Origin of the sequence: Enterobacter cloacae complex sp. P29RS (assembly GCF_014893445.1) — a bacterium.
GTDB classification, from domain to species: domain Bacteria; phylum Pseudomonadota; class Gammaproteobacteria; order Enterobacterales; family Enterobacteriaceae; genus Enterobacter; species Enterobacter intestinihominis.
This window is the reverse complement of sequence record NZ_JADBPZ010000022.1, coordinates 26,969-47,966: the sequence shown is the minus strand read 5'-3', so window position 1 is coordinate 47,966 and position 20,998 is coordinate 26,969. Positions and strand designations below refer to the sequence as shown.

Sequence of the window (20,998 nt, the reverse complement as noted above, 5' to 3'; positions counted from 1 at the left end):
ACCTGACCCGGCAGGTACTGACGATTGAATAACAGAAAAAGATTTCTGCAAGGTAAACAAACTCGAAAATTCACGTCCTGTGTTCGATTTAAATAAGCATACGCTTCTCTTTGAATTAAGAAAACTCTTAGTTGGGCTGTGTTTACCATACATTACAAATTTAAATATAGCGCAGAACAGAAAACAGGTGGCGAGATAAAATATTTTTTATCTTTATGATTTTAATGATATTAAAATCAGTGCTTCCCATTTTTATCGTTTCAGGAAACCTTCTGTGGCGGGAAATTCTGTGAAAGTGTTAAATCAGAAATAATAACTGCAAATATATCCTGCTGTAGCAAATTTGAGCTAAATCAATTTTCCCGCAATATACGGTTCTGTGATCGCGTCGTAAGATTGTTATCTAACAAATCTGGAAAATGAAACGATGTTTTATATCTTTTCACTTGTAGGGGTTTATGATGACAAAAGTTGCGGTGCTGCTGGCACCTGGTTTTGAAGAAGCAGAAGCGATTATCACAGTGGATATCTTGCGTCGCTTGCAGATTGAGGTGGAAACGCTGGCCTGCGCGGAGTCCCGTGCGGTAGTGAGTTACCACAATATCCCCATGGTGGCTGACAGTACCTTAACGGAACGTATTAATACGCTGTATGACGCGGTCGTGTTACCCGGTGGGCCGCAGGGGAGTATCAATCTGGCGGCTAACCAGGAGGTGATACGCTTTGTTTCCGCGCATGACGAGCACGGCAAACTCATCTGCCCGATCTGCTCTGCGGCCGCGCGGGTGCTGGGCGCAAACGGGCTACTGAAGGGGCGGCGCTACGTCTGTTCCGGCGATCTGTGGCAGACCGTTGATGATGGAGTATATGTAGATGCGCCGGTGGTGGAGGATAACAACCTCATCAGCGGCAAGGGACTGGGGCACGCTTTTGACTTTGCGCTGACGCTCTCTGCGCGTCTGTTGGGCGACGATGCCCCCGTGCGCGATCATGCTGAACACATCTATTACCGCTGGTAAATTTCTACCGGACGCTACGGCGTCCGGGTTACAGGGATTTCTTAGCTGACCTTATGGATAATCCTGCTTAACTCCTTTCCATTTGTAGGACAATTACGTCCTTTTTTATGTCATTTTCCGCTGAATTTATGTACGCAATTACTGTAATTCTGCGGTGTGATGTCGCTCTCTTATGGATGATTAATTTCCCGCTAAAACTATCTCCAGCAATAACGCTTATAACGAGGTAAGCGCTAATGCCTTGTTTTAAGTCCGATTAAATAAGTTGTTCGCCATTATTCCCTACAGATAAGAATGCTAAAGCTGGAGTTTACCATGCACAAATTTACTAAAGCGCTGGCGGCCATCGGCCTGGCTGCCGTTATGTCACAATCCGCTATCGCTGAAAATTTAAAGCTCGGCTTTCTGGTTAAGCAGCCGGAAGAACCGTGGTTCCAGACCGAATGGAAATTTGCTGATAAAGCCGGAAAAGATTTGGGATTTGAGGTAATTAAAATCGCCGTACCTGACGGCGAGAAAACGCTTAACGCCATTGATAGCCTGGCGGCGAGCGGCGCGAAAGGTTTCGTTATCTGTACGCCGGATCCAAAGCTGGGTTCAGCGATTGCCGCGAAAGCGCGCGGTTATGACATGAAAGTGATTGCGGTGGACGATCAGTTCGTGAATGCCAAAGGCAAACCGATGGATACCGTTCCGCTGGTGATGATGGCGGCCACCAAAATCGGCGAGCGTCAGGGCCAGGAGCTCTATAAAGAGATGCAAAAACGCGGCTGGGATGTAAAAGAGACCGCCGTGATGGCGATTACCGCTGACGAGCTGGATACCGCCCGTCGTCGTACCACGGGCTCCATGGAAGCGCTAAAAGCGGCTGGCTTCCCGGAAAAACAAATCTACAAAGTCCCGACCAAATCCAACGATATCCCGGGCGCCTTTGATGCGGCGAACTCTATGCTCGTCCAGCATCCGGAGGTGAAACACTGGCTGGTGGTGGGGATGAACGATAACACCGTGCTGGGCGGCGTGCGTGCAACGGAAGGCCAGGGCTTTAAAGCACCGGACATTATCGGGATCGGCATCAACGGCGTGGACGCCGTGAGCGAACTGTCTAAAGCGCAGGCGACCGGCTTCTACGGCTCTCTGCTGCCAAGCCCGGATGTCCACGGCTATAAATCCAGCGAAATGCTTTACAACTGGGTGACCAAGGGGGTTGAGCCGCCGAAATTCACCGAAGTGACCGATGTGGTGCTGATCACCCGCGATAATTTCAAAGAGGAGCTGGCGAAAAAAGGACTGGGCGGTAAGTAATACGCTGTGATTGCGCCCCTCACACGCCGTGAGGGGCCTGACGTACACACTACAGGAATCACGGAGTCGTTATGCAACAGTCTGATCCGTATCTCTCTTTCCGCGGCATCGGTAAAACATTCCCCGGCGTAAACGCGCTGACCGATATCAGCTTCGACTGCTATGCCGGTCAGGTTCATGCCCTGATGGGGGAGAACGGCGCGGGAAAATCCACGCTGCTAAAAATTCTCAGCGGCAACTACACGCCCACCACCGGCACGCTGACCATTCGCGGCGAAGAGGTGGCCTTTGCCGATACCACGGCAGCGTTAAACGCGGGCGTCGCCATCATCTATCAGGAGCTGCATCTCATTCCTGAAATGACCGTGGCGGAGAACATCTACCTGGGCCAGCTTCCGCATAAAAGCGGCGTGGTCAACCGCTCGCTGCTCAACTATGAAGCGGGCTTGCAGCTCAGGCACCTTGGGCTGGATGTCGATCCGCAAACGCCCCTTAAGTATCTCTCCATCGGCCAGTGGCAGATGGTGGAAATTGCCAAAGCGCTGGCGCGTAACGCCAAGATCATCGCTTTTGACGAGCCAACCAGCTCGCTCTCGGCGCGTGAAATTGAAAACCTCTTTCGCGTGATCCGCGAGCTGCGCAAAGAGGGCCGCATCATTCTGTACGTCTCCCACCGTATGGAAGAGATTTTTGCCTTAAGCGATGCCATCACCGTGTTTAAGGATGGCCGCTACGTGCGCACCTTCACCGATATGCAGCAGGTCAATCATGACCAGCTGGTGCAGGCGATGGTCGGGCGCGATCTGGGGGATATTTACCACTGGAAGCCGCGCGAGTACGGCCCTGAGCGTCTGCGTCTGGATAGCGTTAAAGCCCCAGGCGTGCGCACACCTATTTCACTCTCGGTGCGCAGCGGCGAAATCGTCGGGCTGTTTGGCCTTGTGGGGGCAGGGCGCAGCGAGCTGATGAAAGGGCTGTTTGGCGGTACGCGCATTACCCAGGGCCAGGTCTTCGTCGACGGGAAAAAGGTCGATATACAGAAGCCTGCGCAGGCGATTAACGCGGGCATCATGCTCTGTCCAGAGGATCGAAAGGCCGAAGGCATTATTCCAGTGCACTCGGTGCGCGACAACATCAACATCTCTGCCCGGCGCAAGTTCATCCGCGCGGGATGTCTGATTAACGACGGCTGGGAGGCGAGCAACGCTGATCACCATATCCGTTCGCTGAACATCAAAACTCCCGGGGCTGAACAGCTGATCATGAATTTGTCCGGCGGCAACCAGCAAAAAGCCATTCTGGGGCGCTGGCTGTCGGAAGACATGAAGGTCATTTTGCTGGATGAACCAACGCGCGGTATCGACGTGGGGGCGAAACACGAAATCTATAACGTCATCTATGAGCTGGCAAAACGCGGCGTGGCGGTGCTGTTCGCCTCCAGCGATCTGCCCGAGGTGCTGGGCGTCGCCGACCGCATTGTAGTGATGCGTGAAGGCGAAATTGCCGGTGAATTGCTGCATGAACAGGCGAATGAACAACAGGCGTTGAGTCTCGCCATGCCTAAAGTTAGCCAGGCTGTCGCCTGAGTAAGGAGTCAATAATGTCCTCTGTTACTACATCCGGAGCGCCGAAGTCGGCTTTCAGTTTTAGCCGCATCTGGGACCAGTACGGCATGTTGGTGGTTTTTGCCGCCCTGTTCGTTGCGTGCGCGATTTTTGTGCCAAACTTTGCGACCTTCATCAACATGAAGGGGCTGGGGCTGGCTATCTCCATGTCCGGCATGGTGGCCTGCGGAATGCTATTCTGCCTGGCCTCCGGCGATTTTGACCTGTCGGTCGCCTCGGTGATTGCCTGTGCCGGGGTCACCACTGCCGTGGTGATCAATATGACCGAAAGCCTGTGGATCGGCGTGCTGGCGGGGCTGATGCTCGGCGTGCTGAGCGGTCTGGTGAACGGCTTTGTGATTGCGCGCCTGAAGATTAACGCCCTGATCACGACGCTTGCGACCATGCAAATCGTGCGCGGTCTGGCCTATATCATCTCCGACGGTAAGGCGGTGGGGATTGAAGACGAGCGCTTCTTTACGCTGGGCTATGCCAACTGGCTGGGCTTGCCTGCGCCTATCTGGCTGACAGTAGCCTGTCTGATCCTGTTTGGTTTCCTGCTTAACCGCACCACCTTTGGTCGTAATACCCTGGCGATTGGCGGGAACGAGGAAGCGGCGCGTCTGGCGGGTGTCCCGGTCGTACGGACCAAGATCATTATCTTCGTGCTGTCCGGGCTTGTGTCGGCAGCGGCGGGGATTATTCTGGCGTCGCGTATGACCAGTGGCCAGCCAATGACCTCTATCGGTTATGAGCTGATTGTCATTTCAGCCTGCGTATTGGGGGGCGTATCCCTCAAGGGCGGCATCGGAAAAATCTCATATGTGGTGGCGGGGATCCTGATTCTGGGGACCGTGGAGAACGCCATGAACCTGCTTAATATTTCTCCGTTCTCTCAGTACGTCGTACGCGGCCTGATCCTGCTGGCAGCAGTGATCTTCGACCGTTACAAGCAAAAAGCGAAGCGTACCATCTGATTTATTTTTAGCCACTTATCTGCTCAACTATTAACCATAGTTGACTCCCTGACCGGCCCGCCAGTTATGCTGACGGGCCCGTTGCTAAATGGCGAGCGCCGTCACACTGTCTATACTTACATGGCTGTTTTGTTCACTGTAAGGAGGATTAGGGTGGCTGACTTGTTAACCGCACCGCCTGTACTGCCCGGAAAATTTGCTTTCTTTTTTGACCTCGACGGGACGCTCGCCGGAATTGAACCGCATCCTGACGACGTCGTTGTACCGGATCTGGTGTTAGAGAATTTGCAGCAGCTCTCCCGACAGAACGAGGGGGCACTGGCATTGATTTCAGGGCGCTCAATGGCCGAGCTGGATGTGCTCGCCAGTCCTTATCACTTTCCGCTGGCCGGTGTGCACGGAGCGGAGCGCCGCGATATCCATGATCAACTGCATATAGTTTCACTCCCCGATACGCTGGTTCAGGCGCTGCATGCGCAACTCTCTTCTGCTCTGGAACTGCTTCCCGGTACGGAACTGGAAGCCAAAGGCATGGCCTTTGCGCTGCACTACCGTCAGGCGCCTCACCATGAGGCGGCGATCTTTTCGGTAGCAAGAAGCGTGGCGGAAGCCCATCCGGAGCTGGCGTTACAGCCCGGTAAATGTGTGGTCGAGATTAAACCAGCAGGAATTAATAAAGGCGCTGCCATTGCAGCGTTTATGGCGGAAGCGCCGTTTAAAGGGCGTACGCCAGTATTTTTTGGGGATGACCTGACCGACGAGGCCGGGTTCAGCGTGGTAAACCAGGCCAGTGGCATGTCTGTCAAGGTAGGGCCGGGTGAAACCGTTGCCGGATGGCGGCTGGAAAACGTCGCCAGCGTCTGGCAGTGGATATCTGATGTCGCTAACCAGCAACAACAACAAATAGCGCAAAACAACGGGAGAAATCATTATGGGTCGCTTAGTCGTCGTCTCTAATCGCATCGCACCGCCGGATGATAAAAAAGCCAGTGCCGGTGGCCTGGCGGTCGGGGTATTAGGTGCCCTCAAAGCCGCGGGTGGACTCTGGTTTGGCTGGAGCGGGGAAATCAGTAATGATGAGAAACCGCTTAAAAAGGTGTCACGGGGCAATATCACGTGGGCTTCCTTCGCACTCAGTGAGAAGGACTATGATGAATATTATTCCGAGTTCTCAAACGCCGTGCTGTGGCCAGCGTTTCACTATCGTCTGGACCTGGTGAAATTCCAGCGTGAATCCTATGAAGGCTATATGCGCGTTAATGCGCTGCTGGCAGATAAACTGCTGCCGCTGATCGAAGAAGACGATATTTTATGGATCCACGACTACCATCTGCTGCCTTTCGCCAGAGAGCTGCGAAAACGTGGTGTGAATAACCGAATCGGTTTTTTCCTACACATTCCTTTCCCGACGCCGGAGATTTTCACGGCACTGCCGCAGCATGAAGAGATCCTTGAGGCGCTGTCTGATTACGACCTGCTCGGTTTCCAGACGGAAAACGACAGGCTGGCCTTCCTCGACAGCGTGTCCGGTAAAACCCGACTGGTTACTCACGGCGGCAAATCTCACACCGCGTGGGGACGTAATTTCCATACCGAGGTCTACCCGATTGGTATTGAGCCAGACGAAATTGCCGAGCAGGCCTCCGGTCCATTGCCTCCGAAGCTTGCCCAGCTTAAGGATGAACTCAAGCACGTTAAGAATATCTTTTCGGTTGAACGACTTGATTATTCCAAAGGTTTGCCGGAGCGATTCCTCGCGTACGAAACCCTGCTGGAAAAATTCCCGCAGCATCACGGCAAGATTCGTTATACCCAGATAGCGCCGACCTCGCGCGGTGAGGTTCAGGCCTATCAGGATATCCGTCACCAGCTTGAGACCGAAGCAGGGCGCATCAACGGGCGCTACGGGCAGCTTGGCTGGACACCACTTTTCTATTTGAATCAGCACTTTGAGCGCAAAATTCTGATGAAAGTGTTCCGCTATGCGGACGTCGGGCTGGTCACGCCCCTGCGCGACGGGATGAATCTGGTGGCAAAAGAGTATGTTGCAGCACAAGATCCTGCTGACCCGGGTGTGCTGGTGCTGTCTCAATTTGCCGGTGCGGCAAACGAGTTAACCTCAGCGCTGATTGTAAACCCTTACGATCGCGATGACGTGGCAAATGCCCTGAACCGTGCGTTAACTATGCCGCTTGCGGAACGTATTTCACGCCATTCGGAAATGATGGAGACCATCATGAAGAATGATATTAACCGCTGGCAGGCGCGTTTTATTGACGATTTGCGCGCGATCCAGCCGCAAAGTCAGGAAGGTGATCTGCAAAAAAAGATCGCGACCTTCCCTAAACTCGCCTGATTTTCTCCGGGGGCATTAATTGCCCCCAAGAGGCACCAGCAGGACATCAACCTGGCTTGACGAAACGATAGATTTTGCCGAGCATGCCGCACGAGAAAAAAAACTCTGGTTATGATTTCCGCAAATAACCAGGTCAATATTCTCTTTCTGACAGATGTCGAGTATATGCGCGCTTAATTCACCGGTCGCGATAACGGTCTGATGAATCGGATAGTCTGCCCTCTCCACCAACTCTTGCAGGAATTGGTGCGTTTCCTCCTGCAATACCTCACGTATATCTTCCAGCATCGGCGCAGCCAGCTGATTATACATTTCGGGTTCCGCGGCCAGCGTGATCAGGCTGATGCGGGCATTGGCGGGGCGGGCGATGGATACGGCTCGGGCGACAAGCTGGTGGCTTTCGGGAGAAACAGCAACTGAAACAAGCAGATGGGAGTAACTCATCACGCACTCCTTTGATGTCAGAATGACAAGTTTCCCCAGCTTTACCGCGAAACTGTCATTACTGCAAGAGGTGAATGCGTCATTAGTGTGAAGCTTATCATAATTATTCATTAATTATTCTTATAAGAAGAATAACTGAAAAGATGGCCTAAATGAAAAAAATTAACAGCTTAACGTAAATTACACATTTTCCCTTCCGGGTGGTTAACACGCCTTAACTCATCATCAACCCGGCGTAGATCGTTACGCAACGAAACTGATTTTTGTGTTACCAGCGTTAACCCACTGTTTTTACTTTATTAATTAATGGTAGTTTCAGCGTGAAGTTTTCCCCATAGCAGATCAATGCGGATTTGCCCTGTCTTTACATTTCCCAGACCCAATTCCCCCGTCCGGATGCATGAGTATTCGTTCCTGAAGAATATAAACAAGCTTGGGTTGGATAAAAAACACCCAAATTACAAGTCGCGCTGATGGATTTATAGGTTACATTCGCGTAAATTATGTGACGCAGATCACATTTTTTTTAAATTCCAGGGGGGGCTGCATTGTATGTGTCAAAACTGACGAGTAGAGTTTGCGTCGAATTAGGAAAAATCTTAGTTATTTGTAAGAAAAGATAAAATGTGTAACCGACATTTTGGCCATGTTAACCGGTCACGCGCTTTACGACGTACAAACCTAAATTCAACTATGCATTTGGCCTTTTCTTTTTATACCGGGTGATTTCCCGGCGACATCACGGGGTGCGGTCTTTCCGCATAAAAATAATAGTTGGTTATTCGGGATGGGAAAAATGCATACATCCGAGTTGCTAAAACATATTTACGACATCAATTTGTCGTATTTATTGCTCGCGCAGCGTTTGATTAGTCAGGACAAACCGTCAGCGATGTTTCGTCTGGGTGTTAACGAAGAGATGGCAACCATGCTGGGGGGATTAACACTTCCGCAGATGGTCAAGCTGGCTGAAACCAATCAGCTTGTCTGCCAGTTCCGTTTCGATAACCCGCAGACCATTACGCGTCTGACTCAGGAATCCCGCGTGGACGATCTGCAACAGATCCACACCGGTATTCTTCTCTCCACCCGCCTGCTCAACGAAATCAGCCAGCCTGACGACGTAGCCCGGAAGAAAAGGGCTTAACAATGAGCGAAAAAAGCATTGTTCAGGAAGCCCGTGATATCCAGCTGGCAATGGAACTCATCACGCTGGGTGCGCGTTTACAAATGCTGGAAAGCGAGACGCAACTGAGCCGTGGTCGTTTGATCAAGCTGTACAAAGAATTGCGTGGTAGCCCACCGCCAAAAGGCATGCTGCCGTTTTCGACTGACTGGTTCATGACATGGGAGCAGAACATCCATGCTTCCATGTTCTGTAACGCCTGGCAGTACCTGCTTAAAACGGGCTTATGCAGCGGCGTGGATGCCGTGATTAAAGCCTACAAACTTTACCTTGAGCAATGCCCGCAGCAGGAACAGGGACCCCTGCTGGCGCTGACCCGCGCCTGGACGCTGGTGCGTTTTGTTGAAAGCGGAATGCTTGAATTGTCGCGCTGCAACTGCTGTGACGGCAATTTTATTACCCACGCGCACCAGCCTGCGGGCAGCTTCGCCTGTAGTTTATGCCAGCCTCCATCCCGAGCCGTAAAAAGACGTAAACTTTCCCGGGATGCTGCCGATATTATTCCACAACTGCTGGATGAACAGATCGAACACGCTGTTTAACCCGAACCTGTGGGCAAGATTCCAGCAGCGGTAAGCGATTACCGCTGCTTTTTTTTACCCTGCGTTCAGGTCACGCGCTCGAAATGAACGTCCTGCCATAGTCACTAGCGGAAGGATGATGTCGTGCTTATCTTATTAGGTTACCTGGTAGTTCTCGGTACAGTTTTCGGCGGTTACATGATGACCGGCGGGCACCTTGGAGCACTCTATCAACCGGCTGAACTTGTCATCATCGGCGGTGCAGGGGTAGGGGCTTTTATCGTTGGTAACAACGGTAAATCGATTAAGGGCACGCTGAAGGCGATTCCGCTGCTGTTTCGTCGCTCGAAATACACCAAAAGCATGTATATGGATCTTCTGGCGCTGCTCTATCGCCTGATGGCGAAGTCACGTCAGCAAGGAATGTTCTCGCTGGAGCGGGACATTGAAAACCCGAAAGAGAGCGAAATTTTCGCCAGCTACCCGCGTATTCTGGCTGACGCGATGATGCTCGATTTTATCGTCGATTACCTGCGACTGATCATCAGCGGCAACATGAACACCTTCGAAATTGAAGCCCTGATGGACGAAGAGATCGAAACCCACGAGAGCGAATCCGAAGTTCCGGCCAACAGCCTGGCGCTGGTGGGCGACTCGCTTCCGGCGTTCGGTATCGTGGCGGCGGTCATGGGCGTCGTTCATGCCCTGGCCTCGGCGGATCGCCCGGCGGCTGAACTGGGCGCCCTGATTGCCCACGCAATGGTGGGGACGTTCCTCGGTATTTTACTGGCATACGGCTTTATCTCCCCGCTGGCGAGCGTGCTGCGCCAGAAGAGCGCTGAAACCACCAAAATGATGCAGTGCGTGAAAATTACGCTGCTCTCAAACCTCAACGGTTATGCGCCACCGATCGCCGTCGAATTTGGCCGTAAGACGCTCTACTCCAGCGAACGTCCGTCGTTTATCGAGCTTGAAGAACACGTGCGTGCGGTGAAAAACCCAAACCAACAGACGACAACTGAGGACGCATGAAAAACCAGTCCCATCCGATCGTCATCGTAAAAAAACGCAAGCATAAGGGGCACGGGCACGGTTCTCATGGCTCATGGAAGATCGCGTACGCCGACTTTATGACCGCCATGATGGCCTTCTTTCTGGTGATGTGGCTGATCTCCATCTCCAGCCCGAAAGAGCTTATTCAGATTGCGGAATATTTCAGAACGCCGCTGGCGACGGCGGTCACCGGCGGGCCGCGCATATCGAACAGCGACAGCCCGATCCCCGGCGGCGGTGACGATTACACCCAGCAGCAGGGCGAAGTGAAAAAACAGCCTAACATCGACGAGCTGAAAAAACGGATGGAGCAGGCGCGCCTGAAAAAACTGCGCGGTGACCTGGATCAGCTGATTGAGGCGGACCCTAAATTGCGCGCGCTGCGTCCGCATCTGAAAATTGACCTGGTGCAGGAAGGGCTGCGTATTCAGATCATCGACAGCCAGAACCGACCGATGTTCAAAACCGGCAGTGCCGACGTGGAGCCCTACATGCGCGATATTCTGCGTGCGATCGCACCGGTGCTGAACGGCATTCCGAACCGCGTTAGCCTCTCCGGTCACACGGATGATTTCCCGTACGCCACGGGAGAGAAGGGATACAGCAACTGGGAGCTTTCTGCCGATCGCGCCAACGCCTCGCGTCGCGAGCTGGTGGCGGGTGGGCTTGATGATGGCAAGGTCCTGCGCGTGGTCGGCATGGCTGCAACCATGCGCCTGACCGACCGCGGACCGGATGACGCCATCAACCGTCGTATCAGTCTTTTAGTGCTGAACCAGCAGGCGGAGCAGGCCATCCTGCATGAAAACGCCGAAAGTCAGAATGAGTCACTGGACGATTTAAAACAGCCTGGGGCCGTCCCTTCGGCTGCCGTTCCAACATCGCCACCAGCCAATCCGAGGTGATAGCGTGAGCATGGATATTACCGATTTTTACCAGACATTTTTTGATGAAGCCGACGAATTGTTGGCCGATATGGAGCAACATTTGCTGGATCTGGTGCCCGAGGCACCGGACTCAGAACAGCTCAACGCCATCTTCCGTGCGGCGCATTCCATTAAAGGCGGAGCCGGAACGTTTGGATTTACCATTTTGCAGGAAACGACCCATTTAATGGAAAACCTGCTGGATGAAGCACGACGCGGTGAGATGCAGCTCAATACCGACATTATCAACCTGTTTTTGGAAACGAAAGATATTATGCAGGAACAGCTCGACGCCTATAAAAGTTCGGCAGAGCCTGATGCCGCCAGCTTTGAATACATCTGCAACGCGCTGCGTCAGTTAGCGCTGGAAGCCAAAGGTGAGGCGTCTGCGCCCGTTGTCCCTGCGGCAAAACTGAGCGTTGTTGACGCCGCGGCCAAACCAGACAGTGCGCCTGATGCGCCCGCAGGAAAATTGCGCGTAGTGCTGTCACGGCTGAAAGAGAACGAGGTCAACCTGCTGGAAGAGGAGCTGGGTAACCTGGCGACGCTCAGCAACGTGGTGAAGGGTAAAGACAGCCTGGCCGCGACGCTCGACGGCGGGATCGGCCAGGATGACATTGTGGCGGTGCTGTGCTTCGTGATTGAAGCGGATCAAATTGCGTTTGAAACCGAGGCGGCGGCCGTTGAAGTGCCCGCGCCGGCAGAAATTGCCCCTGCGGTAGTTGCCGCTTCCCCTGCACTGAAAGCCGTGCCCAAAGAGACGGCCGCCCCGGCCCGCGGTGAAAAACCGGCGGCGCGCTCCAGCGAGTCAACGAGCATTCGCGTGGCGGTGGAGAAAGTGGATCAGCTGATCAACCTGGTGGGTGAACTGGTGATCACCCAGTCGATGCTGGCCCAGCGCTCCAACGAGCTGGACCCGGTGACCCACGGCGATCTCATCACCAGCATGGGCCAGTTACAACGTAACGCCCGCGATTTGCAGGAATCGGTGATGTCCATCCGCATGATGCCGATGGAATATGTCTTCAGCCGCTTCCCGCGCCTGGTGCGCGACCTGGCCAGCAAGCTCAACAAACAGATCGAACTCACGCTGATGGGCAGCTCCACCGAGCTGGATAAGAGCCTGATTGAACGCATTATCGACCCGTTAACGCACCTGGTGCGTAACAGCCTCGACCACGGCATTGAGCTGCCGGAAAACCGCGTGGCAGCCGGAAAATCGCCAGTGGGCAACCTGATCCTGTCAGCAGAACATCAGGGCGGCAACATCTGCATCGAAGTGACCGATGACGGCGCGGGCCTGAACCGCGAGCGTATTCTGGCGAAGGCGATTTCGCAGGGCATGGCGGTCAACGAAAACATGACTGATGAAGAAGTGGGCATGCTGATTTTTGCCCCAGGCTTCTCAACCGCAGAGCAGGTCACCGACGTTTCCGGCCGCGGCGTGGGCATGGACGTGGTGAAACGTAACATTCAGGAGATGGGCGGTCACGTTGAGATCCAGTCTAAGCAGGGCGCGGGCACCACGATCCGTATCCTGTTGCCGCTGACGCTGGCCATTCTTGACGGCATGTCCGTTAAAGTGGCGGATGAAGTCTTTATTCTGCCGCTGAACGCGGTGATGGAATCCCTCCAGCCGCGCGAAGAAGATCTGCATCCGCTGGCGGGCGGCGAGCGCGTGCTCGAAGTGCGCGGCGAGTACCTGCCGCTGGTGGAACTGTGGAAAGTGTTCGAAGTGGACGGGGCAAAAACCGAGGCCACGCAGGGTATCGTTGTGATCCTGCAAAGCGCCGGACGCCGCTACGCGCTGCTGGTCGATCAGCTGATTGGTCAGCATCAGGTGGTGGTTAAGAACCTGGAAAGTAACTACCGCAAAGTGCCGGGGATCTCTGCTGCCACCATCCTGGGTGATGGTAGCGTCGCGCTGATCGTCGATGTATCGGCACTTCAGGGATTAAATCGTGAACAACGTGTGGCGAACACAGCCGCCTGATTAAGTAAAAGGTAATAACATGACCGGTATGAGTAACGTAACGAAACTGGCGGGCGAGCCATCTGGGCAGGAATTCCTGGTTTTCACTTTAGGTGATGAAGAGTACGGTATCGACATCCTGAAAGTGCAGGAAATTCGCGGGTACGATCAGGTAACGCGCATCGCGAACACGCCAGCGTTTATCAAGGGTGTGACCAACCTGCGCGGTGTGATTGTGCCTATCGTGGATCTGCGCGTGAAGTTCAGCCAGGGCGATGTGGAGTACAACGATAACACGGTGGTGATTGTTCTGAATCTGGGGCAGCGTGTGGTGGGGATTGTGGTGGACGGCGTGTCAGATGTGCTGTCGCTGACCGCCGATCAAATCCGTCCTGCGCCGGAGTTTGCGGTCACGCTGTCGACGGAATACCTGACGGGGCTGGGTGCGCTCGGCGAGCGTATGCTGATTCTGGTGAATATTGAGAAGCTGCTGAACAGCGAAGAGATGGCGCTGCTGGATATTGCGGCGAATCACGTGGCATAAAATAATGCCGGGTGGCGGCTTCGCCTTACCCGGCCTACAAATGGCTCGAACACGTAGGCCGGGTACGCGTCAGCGCCACCCGGCTCTTTTGTATCTTTACGCCTCCTGCTCCACCAGCTCTGCCTCCGCTTCCCGCGCCCCTTCATTCTGCGACAGCATCGCCGTCGCAATCCCGTTCCCCAGCACGTTAATGGCCGATCTCCCCATATCCAGGAAATGGTCAATCCCCATCAGCAGCAGGATCCCGGCTACCGGAATGTTAAAGCTCGGAATGGTTGCCGCCAGCACCACCAGCGACGAGCGCGGTACGCCCGCAATGCCCTTCGAGGCCAGCATCAGCGTTAACATCAGCACCGTCACCTCGGTAAAACTCAGGTGAATGTTGTACGCCTGGGCAATAAACATTGAGGCGAACGAGCAGTACACCATGGAGCCGACCAGGTTAAACGAGTAGCCGATCGGCAGGACGAAAGAGGCGATATTCCGTGAACAACCAAAGCGCGCTAACTGCTCCAGCGTTTTTGGGTATGCCGCTTCAGAGCTGCTGGTGGTAAACGCCACCAGCACCGGATCTTTCAGCATCGCCACCAGACGGAAAATCTCTTTCTTCAGTACCATGTAACCCACGGCCAGCAATACAAGACAGGTCAGGAGGATCGCCACATAATAACCGCCAATAAACGAGGCATAGTTCAGCAAAATGCCCAGCCCCTGGGTGGCAATGACGGACGAAATCGCCGCGAAAATGGCCAGCGGCGCAACGTACATCACGTAGCCCGTCACCTTCAGCATAATGTGGGATACCACATCCAGCGCCGCGACCAGCGGGGCGTTGAATTTTTGGCCCAGTGACGCGCCGCCAATGCCGAAGAACATCGAGAAGACCACAATTTGCAGGATCTCATTGTTCGCCATCGCGCCGGCAATGCTGGTTGGAATGGTGTGTGACAGGAAGGCTTTCAGCGACATCCCGCTCACGGCCAGGCCGGTATCAACCGTCTCTGTCGGAATGCTCAGGTTCAGACCGCTGCCGGGTTGTTCAAGGGTAACAATAAACAGCCCCACCAGAATGGAAAGTACGGATGAGCTGATAAACCACACCATCGCTTTACCCCCGACGCGCCCAATCGTAGACGTTTCACCCAGCCTCATAATGCCCACCGTCAGGGTGCTGAACACCAGCGGGGCTATCACCATCTTGATCAGCCGCAGGAAAATATCGGTCAGCAGGGTGATGTTCTCCGACCAGGCCTGTATCGCGTCGGGCGAAGCATACTCATGGATCGCCGCACCGGAAAGAATGCCCGCCAGCATGAAAATCACGATGAAGAGCGTGAGTTTGTTTGCACTTGCCACAAAAAGATCCTCTATGCGCTAAAAGAGTTTCCTGCGTCAATGCATACAAAATTTTTATTTAAGCGCAGGAAAATATTCGGGGCATAAATTGAAGTAAAGCTGCGTGAGTTACAACTTGTTTTTAATTTTTATGAAATTCGTTGTTTTTATCATGACGATATATTGTGACTCAGATCACACTACAGGCGATATATCCTCAAGTTAAGCAAGAATAATGCCCATTTTTTTTTGCTAACCCTTTGTAATGTTTGTTAATAACCTGTTAATTCGAGCGGGGTTGCCCTCTTTTTGATGAAAGTGGTTGAAGTGCTAACCATAAACTAAATTCTCAGTAACCGCGCCGGGGAATGTTTAAGCGGGGCTAACATACTGAACAGTATGAATAAAATATGGCAAGCGAACCTATATTTCTTCTGGAGGGTGGTAAATGAAAAGAAAACTTCTTTTTATCTGCGCGGGAACGCTGCTGACGGCGGCAACGGTCGGTCAGGCTCTCGCGGTCACCAGTAGCGGCACTATCGGCGCGACGTTGACGCTGACCAACGGCTGCTTGATCAACGGCTCGCCAACGCAAAACGGCATTAACTTCGGGACGCTCGATTTCGGCACTCATCCTGCAACATTCTCCACCCTGACAACCCAGTTAACCGGTGCCAGCGGAGGAAACACCTTTACCATTCAATGTACCACTGCCAGTTACACGGTGGCGATCACCGGCAACACTAACGCTACCGCACCCGGAACCGTTGTCGGCACCCCAGGTACGCCGGGCCGCTATCTGGTCAACACCGCCAATGCGGCGCAGGGCGTTGCCTACAGCCTGTTCAGCGATAGCGGTTACAACAACGTGGTTGCGAACAATGCCGCGTTGCCGGTCGCCTCTACTGCGGGTGGGGTGGATAGCTACACCCTCTATGCACGCATTACGGGCGGCGGCAATAGCGTGACGGTCGTACCGGGAACCTATACCGACACGATTAACGTCAGCGTCACCTACTGATTCAGCCATGAAGGCATTGTTATGTCTGCGCGACAGCGCAGAGGGCGTCGTGCACCCTTTTTTGACCCTGTTGGTCGGGCTGATGTTGATCCCAGACGCCGGGGCGGTGACGTCTCAGTCATTCAGGGTGAGCGCGACGGTTGTGCCTGGATGCTCGGTGAGCACCGGCACCGGCGGGCGTTTCGGTACGCTGAATTTCGGGACCCGCAGCGGCGTGGAGAGCGCACCGGTCAGCACCAGCTTTGTTGCCGACGGCGCGTTGTCCATCGCCTGCACACCGGGTGTGGCGCTAAGTATGAGCATTAACGGCGGTCAGAATTATAGCTCTGTGCGGCGGATGACGCGTTCAGGCGGGACTGAAGTGGTCGGTTACCGGCTCTACAGCAGCAGCTCTTTGGCCGCAAACAGTGAAATTGGGGTTAACCAGGCAATACCGATTACCTATACCAACAGCAATAACATCGCGCTGCCTCTTTTTGGCGTCGCGCTTTTGACCGGGTTTAGCCCGTCAGGAACGTATTCAGATCAACTCACCGTGACCTTGTCATGGTAGGAAAGGGAGAGCATTGATGAAGCCATTTTTCAGGCGGTCAGGCCTGTTGAGTCTGTTGGGGATAACGGCCCTTACAGCGGTTAAGGCGCAAGCAGCCGCAACCATTCTTCTTTGGCCTATCGATCCGTGGCTTTCGGCAGACGCCAGAGCAACTGAATTGTGGATCCAGAATCAGGGCAACAGCGCCACGACAATGCAGATACGCATTGTGCGCTGGAAACAGGAGGGCGGATATGAGCGTTACACCGCCCAGCAGGATGTGGTCGCCAGCCCGCCGATCGTGACTATCGCTAAGGGCAGTAAACAGCTTATTCGCCTGATTAAGCAGGGGACGATCCCGTCCGGCGTCGAGCAAGCCTACCGCATCATTGTAGATGAGATTCCCCAGCCGGATGCCAAAGCGGAACCGTCTATGGGCCTCAAACTGCAAATGCGCTATTCCATTCCCTTATTTGTTTATGGACAGGGGATCCCCACCCTCAACGAAGGAGAGCATCACGCGCTGGCGAACACTCAGCAGCTCAACTGGCGGGTCATTCAGGAGGAGGGGAAACCCGCGCTTGAGGTCCGCAATCAGGGGAACGTTCACGTCAGGCTCAGCCAGGTTGCGGTTGAGCAGGGCGGGCAAAAACGCACGGTTGCCGAGGGGCTGCTGGGTTATGTGCTGCCAGGCAGCACCCGAAGCTGGCCGCTTCCGGCAGGGATTTATCAGCCGAATCGGATGAGCGCGCAAATTAATGCCAGGGATACGCAATGGCAATCGACGCCCGTCAACTGAAACCGGCGATGATGATCCTGCTTTGCGTCAGTACCAGCGCATTTGCCGAAACCGGCGACGACAGTTTACCGCCGCCGCCGGACGCGCGGACGATGAACGGCGAAGCTGTATTCCAGCTCGCCCTGGTGCTGAACCACTATGACACGGGTCTGGTGGTGCCGGTGACGCAGCGCGAGGGCGCCTGGTTTATTTCAGGAGCGGATTTGCTTCGCGCCGGACTGCCGCAGGAGCATGTGCCTGCCGGAGAGGTGAACCTTTCAACGCTCTCATCGGTACGCGTAGAGTATGACAGCAGCGCCCAGCGGCTCATGCTGACGGTCCCCCGGGACTGGGTTGCGGCGCGGATCACGTCGTTTAGCGGTCAGAGCGCGCAAAGCAAGCCGCATTATGGCCGGGGCGCGCTGCTCAACTACGACGTTTATACCAACCATACCGAACACACGGGCGGCCAGGCGTCGGTGTGGCATGAGTTCCGCTATTTCAACGAAGACTATTCGTTTTCTTCGACAGGGTACGCCCGACAGAATTTCGCCGGAAGCAGCGGGCAGCAGGAAGGATACGTGCGCTATGACTCAACCCTGCTGATCACCAACGAGGAGGATGCCACCACGTGGACCGTTGGGGACGTCATCAGCGATGCGCTGAGCTGGAGCACCAGCGTGCGGATGGGCGGGATCAGCTACGGGCGCGACTTCTCCCTGCGTCCGGATCTGGTGACCTGGCCGCTGCCGGCGTTTTCCGGTGAGGCGGCCGTCCCGACCTCGGTCGATCTCTTTATTAATGGCTACCGTTCCGGCTCCACCCGCCTTCAGCCGGGGCCGTTTACCCTCACTAATCTGCCGTACATCAACGGCGCAGGGGATGCGGTACTGGTCACCACCGACGCGCTGGGACGTCAGGTGAGCACCACGCTGCCGTTTTATGTCAGCAGCGATCTGCTGAAGCAGGGGTTAAGCGACGGCGCCGTAACGCTGGGCAGCCTGCGGCGCAACTACGGTATAGAGAATTTTGACTATGGCCCGGCGGCGGGCAGCGGATCGTATCGCTACGGGGTGACCGACTGGCTGACGCTGGAGGGGCATGCGGAAGGGGCGGAGTCGCTGGCGCTCGGCGGCGCGGGCACGGTGCTGAAGCTCGGGCGTTTTGGCGTGGTGAATACGTCTTATACCCAAAGCCGGATGCGCGGCGACGAAGGGGGCCAGATGAACTGGGGCTATCAGTACAGCACCAGCGAGTTTAGCGTAGCGACCCAGCATACCCGACGCGACCGCGGCTTCGGCAACCTCGCCCTGTACGATCAGCCCACCGTTTATGATGAATATGATAACCCCGTTGCCAGCCTGAGCCGCAATACCGACCAGTACTCCTTAACCTTTAACCTCGGTGATTACGGCAATATCGGTGCGGCGTGGATCGGCGTGGAGAGTTTTGACAGCCGGAAAACCGAGCTGCTCAACCTCTCCTGGAGCCGAAATCTGTGGCGCTCAAGCAGTATTTACCTGGCGGCCAGCCGTGACCAGCAGCGGGATGACTGGACGGTTGCACTGTCGTTGCAGGTCCCTCTGGGCGAACGTGACAGCGCCGCCGTTACCTTTGAAAACACGCCTGACGCAGGCAGCACTCAACGCATTAACTACAACCACTCGATGCCGTCTGACGGCGGCTTTAGCTGGAACATGGCCTGGGCCAACCAGTCGCGGTCGAGTAACTATCAACAGGCCACGCTCGGCTGGCGGAATAACAATGTTGAGCTTCAGGGCGGCGGCTACGGTGAGAAGGGAATGATGACCTGGTGGGGGGAGGCGATGGGCTCTGTCGTCCTGATGGACGGTGAGCTGTTTGCGGCGAACAAAATCAACGATGCGTTTGTGGTGATCAGCACCGACGGACATCCGGACGTACCCGTCAGCTACGAGAACCAGCCGGTTGGTAAAACCAATAACAAAGGTTATCTGCTGGTCAGCGGCGTTTCCGCCTATTACCCGGCGAGCTACCGCATTGATACCCTGAACTTACCTGCGGATACCCGGCTGAAAGAGACCGAGCGTCGGGTGGCGATTCGTCGGCATAACGGTTATCTGGTGGATTTCCCGATGGAGCAGGAGCGGGTTGCCAGCGTGATCCTGCATGACACGCAGGGCAATGCGATCCCGGTGGGAAGCCAGGTCAAACGCGCGTCCCGCAGTAGCGCGGTTGTTGGCTACGACGGCCTCGCCTGGCTGGAAAACCTCAACGATGTGAATCCTCTGGAGGTCATCACCCCGGACGGTAAACGCTGTATCGCAACGTTGAACGTGGGCGCAAATCCCGAGCATAAGCTGCAAACCTACGGTCCGCTGACCTGCCGGGAGGCGCCGTGAAACGCCTGTTGATAGGCATACTGTTGCTGTTCTCGGGCAGCGGCTGGGCAGCCTGCACCGTCAGTACGGTGAACGCCTCGTTTGGCAGCGTCACCTCATTCGCCCTGAGCAGTACGGGGGAGGTGCAAACCACCGGCACGCTGGTGGTGTCCTGCGATACTGTTCTCAACCTGCTAACCAACGACTCGGTGACGCTGACCTACACCTCGGCGTCGATAGCCGCCAACAGCCGCGCCACCATGAAACGTACCGATAATGCGGCCATCGCGGATGTTATCCCCACGCGCCTGTGCGGTGCCACTGGTTGCGGCGGAAACAGTGAAGTACAAATCAGCAAAACCTATACCTGGAATGGCAACACCCTGCTCGGGCTGCTGGGGTCAAGGCGCTACAACATTCCGCTTTATTTCCGTACTGTGCCGGGGCAGAACGTCACGGCCGGGCCGTACCAGGTGTTGTTAACGTTCAGCATCAACTACAACGTGTGCGCCGTTGGCGCGGGCGGGCTATGCCTGACCCCGCAAACCGGCACGGCAACTACCTCCATTCTCCTCAACATGACCGTCACCAACGATTGCAGCACGATGACCACGCCGGACGTGAATTTTAACAGCGCGCCGCTGGTGCAAAATTTTCCCACCGTTTCGCAGTCGATCGCCGTCACCTGCACCAAGGGCAGCACCTACACCATAGGCATTAATAATGGAGCAAACGCCCTGAACAACGTTCGTCGTATGGTTAGCGGCAGCAATTTTATGAGTTACGACATCTATAAAGAGGCGACCAGCAACCGCTGGGGCGGCAGTGGCAGCGAGCGCTGGGCCAGCGCCAGCTCATCCCAGGTCAGTACCGACGGGCTTTTACGCACCTATAACTACAGCGCTAAGGTCCTGACCAGCCAGGCCACGCCGCCTGCCGGAACCTACACCGACACGCTGATCGTTGACGTCGCGTTCTGACTCCCCGCGCTTTTCCCTTTCGCAAATGTAAAGTTCCCGTGGCCCCTGCCGATAACACCGTTAATCAATCGATGAGAAGGTGTTG

At 54.9% G+C, this 20,998-nt stretch carries 19 protein-coding genes; 17 read left to right on the top strand and 2 right to left on the bottom strand.

The window, feature by feature from the left end; all coding sequences use genetic code 11:
- Window positions 1-461 precede the first annotated feature (461 nt).
- From IM282_RS16565 to otsA, 6 genes are all read left to right on the top strand, one after another.
- Complete coding sequence (locus IM282_RS16565; RefSeq protein ID WP_045308667.1) at window positions 462-1,019, top strand: DJ-1/PfpI family protein; 558 nt, start codon at window positions 462-464, stop codon at window positions 1,017-1,019.
- Between the two features lie 315 nt (window positions 1,020-1,334).
- Window positions 1,335-2,324 (top strand): arabinose ABC transporter substrate-binding protein AraF, encoded by a 990-nt coding sequence (gene araF / locus IM282_RS16560; protein WP_063151904.1) that lies wholly within the window; start codon window positions 1,335-1,337, stop codon window positions 2,322-2,324.
- A 71-nt stretch (window positions 2,325-2,395) separates the two neighbouring features.
- Entirely contained in the window at window positions 2,396-3,910 is a 1,515-nt protein-coding gene (gene araG / locus IM282_RS16555; RefSeq protein WP_192970652.1) for an L-arabinose ABC transporter ATP-binding protein AraG, read from the top strand.
- 14 nt (window positions 3,911-3,924) lie between these two features.
- Window positions 3,925-4,905 (top strand): L-arabinose ABC transporter permease AraH, encoded by a 981-nt coding sequence (gene araH / locus IM282_RS16550; protein ID WP_045623500.1) that lies wholly within the window; start codon window positions 3,925-3,927, stop codon window positions 4,903-4,905.
- A gap of 153 nt (window positions 4,906-5,058) precedes the next feature.
- Window positions 5,059-5,862 (top strand): trehalose-phosphatase, encoded by an 804-nt coding sequence (gene otsB, locus IM282_RS16545; protein WP_022648515.1) that lies wholly within the window; start codon window positions 5,059-5,061, stop codon window positions 5,860-5,862.
- Window positions 5,837-7,261, top strand: a complete 1,425-nt coding sequence (gene otsA, locus IM282_RS16540; protein WP_022648514.1) for an alpha,alpha-trehalose-phosphate synthase — start codon at window positions 5,837-5,839, stop codon at window positions 7,259-7,261. Before otsB ends, otsA begins: the two co-directional genes overlap by 26 nt.
- A 15-nt stretch (window positions 7,262-7,276) precedes the next feature.
- On the opposite strand, the gene uspC is transcribed toward otsA, so the two are convergent.
- Complete coding sequence (uspC, locus tag IM282_RS16535) at window positions 7,277-7,705, bottom strand: universal stress protein UspC (RefSeq protein ID WP_022648513.1); 429 nt, start codon at window positions 7,703-7,705, stop codon at window positions 7,277-7,279.
- Between the two features lie 796 nt (window positions 7,706-8,501).
- On the opposite strand from uspC, the gene flhD reads away from it, so the two are divergent.
- The 6 genes from flhD (at window position 8,502) to cheW (ending at window position 13,907) form a co-directional block, all read left to right on the top strand.
- Window positions 8,502-8,852 (top strand): flagellar transcriptional regulator FlhD, encoded by a 351-nt coding sequence (flhD, locus tag IM282_RS16530; RefSeq protein WP_003859693.1) that lies wholly within the window; start codon window positions 8,502-8,504, stop codon window positions 8,850-8,852.
- 2 nt (window positions 8,853-8,854) lie between these two features.
- The gene (gene flhC, locus IM282_RS16525; RefSeq protein ID WP_022648512.1) at window positions 8,855-9,433 is read left to right on the top strand and encodes a flagellar transcriptional regulator FlhC; all 579 of its coding nucleotides are present in this window, start codon (window positions 8,855-8,857) and stop codon (window positions 9,431-9,433) included.
- Window positions 9,434-9,556: 123 nt separating this feature from the next.
- Complete coding sequence (gene motA / locus IM282_RS16520; protein WP_003859696.1) at window positions 9,557-10,444, top strand: flagellar motor stator protein MotA; 888 nt, start codon at window positions 9,557-9,559, stop codon at window positions 10,442-10,444.
- Window positions 10,441-11,370, top strand: a complete 930-nt coding sequence (motB, locus tag IM282_RS16515; RefSeq protein WP_022648511.1) for a flagellar motor protein MotB — start codon at window positions 10,441-10,443, stop codon at window positions 11,368-11,370. The genes motA and motB overlap by 4 nt, the downstream gene beginning before the upstream one ends.
- Before the next feature lie 4 nt (window positions 11,371-11,374).
- Window positions 11,375-13,384, top strand: coding sequence for a chemotaxis protein CheA (gene cheA / locus IM282_RS16510; protein WP_063199231.1), 2,010 nt, complete (start codon window positions 11,375-11,377; stop codon window positions 13,382-13,384).
- 19 nt (window positions 13,385-13,403) lie between these two features.
- Window positions 13,404-13,907: a chemotaxis protein CheW gene (gene cheW / locus IM282_RS16505; protein WP_003859699.1), complete on the top strand. Its 504-nt coding sequence runs from the start codon at window positions 13,404-13,406 to the stop codon at window positions 13,905-13,907.
- Window positions 13,908-14,003: 96 nt separating this feature from the next.
- Here the strand turns inward: cheW and IM282_RS16500 are convergent, their stop codons facing one another.
- The gene (locus IM282_RS16500) at window positions 14,004-15,263 is read right to left on the bottom strand and encodes a dicarboxylate/amino acid:cation symporter (protein WP_022648509.1); all 1,260 of its coding nucleotides are present in this window, start codon (window positions 15,261-15,263) and stop codon (window positions 14,004-14,006) included.
- A gap of 427 nt (window positions 15,264-15,690) precedes the next feature.
- Here IM282_RS16500 and IM282_RS16495 point away from each other — a divergent pair, with 427 nt between their 5' ends.
- The 5 genes from IM282_RS16495 to IM282_RS16475 are packed head-to-tail and all read left to right on the top strand — an operon-like array spanning window position 15,691 to window position 20,913.
- Window positions 15,691-16,263: a spore coat protein U domain-containing protein gene (locus IM282_RS16495; protein ID WP_022648508.1), complete on the top strand. Its 573-nt coding sequence runs from the start codon at window positions 15,691-15,693 to the stop codon at window positions 16,261-16,263.
- Window positions 16,264-16,270: 7 nt separating this feature from the next.
- A complete protein-coding gene (locus IM282_RS16490) occupies window positions 16,271-16,816 on the top strand; it encodes a spore coat U domain-containing protein (RefSeq protein ID WP_022648507.1) in 546 nt (181 codons plus the stop codon).
- Window positions 16,817-16,832: 16 nt separating this feature from the next.
- The gene (locus IM282_RS16485; RefSeq protein WP_023300459.1) at window positions 16,833-17,594 is read left to right on the top strand and encodes a molecular chaperone; all 762 of its coding nucleotides are present in this window, start codon (window positions 16,833-16,835) and stop codon (window positions 17,592-17,594) included.
- Window positions 17,570-19,954, top strand: a complete 2,385-nt coding sequence (locus IM282_RS16480; RefSeq protein WP_045623504.1) for a fimbria/pilus outer membrane usher protein — start codon at window positions 17,570-17,572, stop codon at window positions 19,952-19,954. Before IM282_RS16485 ends, IM282_RS16480 begins: the two co-directional genes overlap by 25 nt.
- A complete protein-coding gene (locus IM282_RS16475) occupies window positions 19,951-20,913 on the top strand; it encodes a spore coat U domain-containing protein (RefSeq protein WP_192970651.1) in 963 nt (320 codons plus the stop codon). The genes IM282_RS16480 and IM282_RS16475 overlap by 4 nt, the downstream gene beginning before the upstream one ends.
- Window positions 20,914-20,998: the final 85 nt, after the last annotated feature.

Bases quoted from the DNA above. Each gene is read 5' to 3' on its own strand.
- flhD (WP_003859693.1), top strand. From the start codon at position 8,502: ATGCATACATCCGAGTTGCTAAAACATATTTACGACATCAATTTGTCG.
- flhC (WP_022648512.1), top strand. From the start codon at position 8,855: ATGAGCGAAAAAAGCATTGTTCAGGAAGCCCGTGATATCCAGCTGGCA.
- araF (WP_063151904.1), top strand. From the start codon at position 1,335: ATGCACAAATTTACTAAAGCGCTGGCGGCCATCGGCCTGGCTGCCGTT.
- motB (WP_022648511.1), top strand. From the start codon at position 10,441: ATGAAAAACCAGTCCCATCCGATCGTCATCGTAAAAAAACGCAAGCAT.
- uspC (WP_022648513.1), bottom strand. From the start codon at position 7,705: ATGAGTTACTCCCATCTGCTTGTTTCAGTTGCTGTTTCTCCCGAAAGC.
- araG (WP_192970652.1), top strand. From the start codon at position 2,396: ATGCAACAGTCTGATCCGTATCTCTCTTTCCGCGGCATCGGTAAAACA.
- IM282_RS16565 (WP_045308667.1), top strand. From the start codon at position 462: ATGACAAAAGTTGCGGTGCTGCTGGCACCTGGTTTTGAAGAAGCAGAA.
- cheW (WP_003859699.1), top strand. From the start codon at position 13,404: ATGACCGGTATGAGTAACGTAACGAAACTGGCGGGCGAGCCATCTGGG.
- araH (WP_045623500.1), top strand. From the start codon at position 3,925: ATGTCCTCTGTTACTACATCCGGAGCGCCGAAGTCGGCTTTCAGTTTT.
- otsA (WP_022648514.1), top strand. From the start codon at position 5,837: ATGGGTCGCTTAGTCGTCGTCTCTAATCGCATCGCACCGCCGGATGAT.
- IM282_RS16485 (WP_023300459.1), top strand. From the start codon at position 16,833: ATGAAGCCATTTTTCAGGCGGTCAGGCCTGTTGAGTCTGTTGGGGATA.
- IM282_RS16490 (WP_022648507.1), top strand. From the start codon at position 16,271: ATGAAGGCATTGTTATGTCTGCGCGACAGCGCAGAGGGCGTCGTGCAC.
- IM282_RS16495 (WP_022648508.1), top strand. From the start codon at position 15,691: ATGAAAAGAAAACTTCTTTTTATCTGCGCGGGAACGCTGCTGACGGCG.
- IM282_RS16480 (WP_045623504.1), top strand. From the start codon at position 17,570: ATGGCAATCGACGCCCGTCAACTGAAACCGGCGATGATGATCCTGCTT.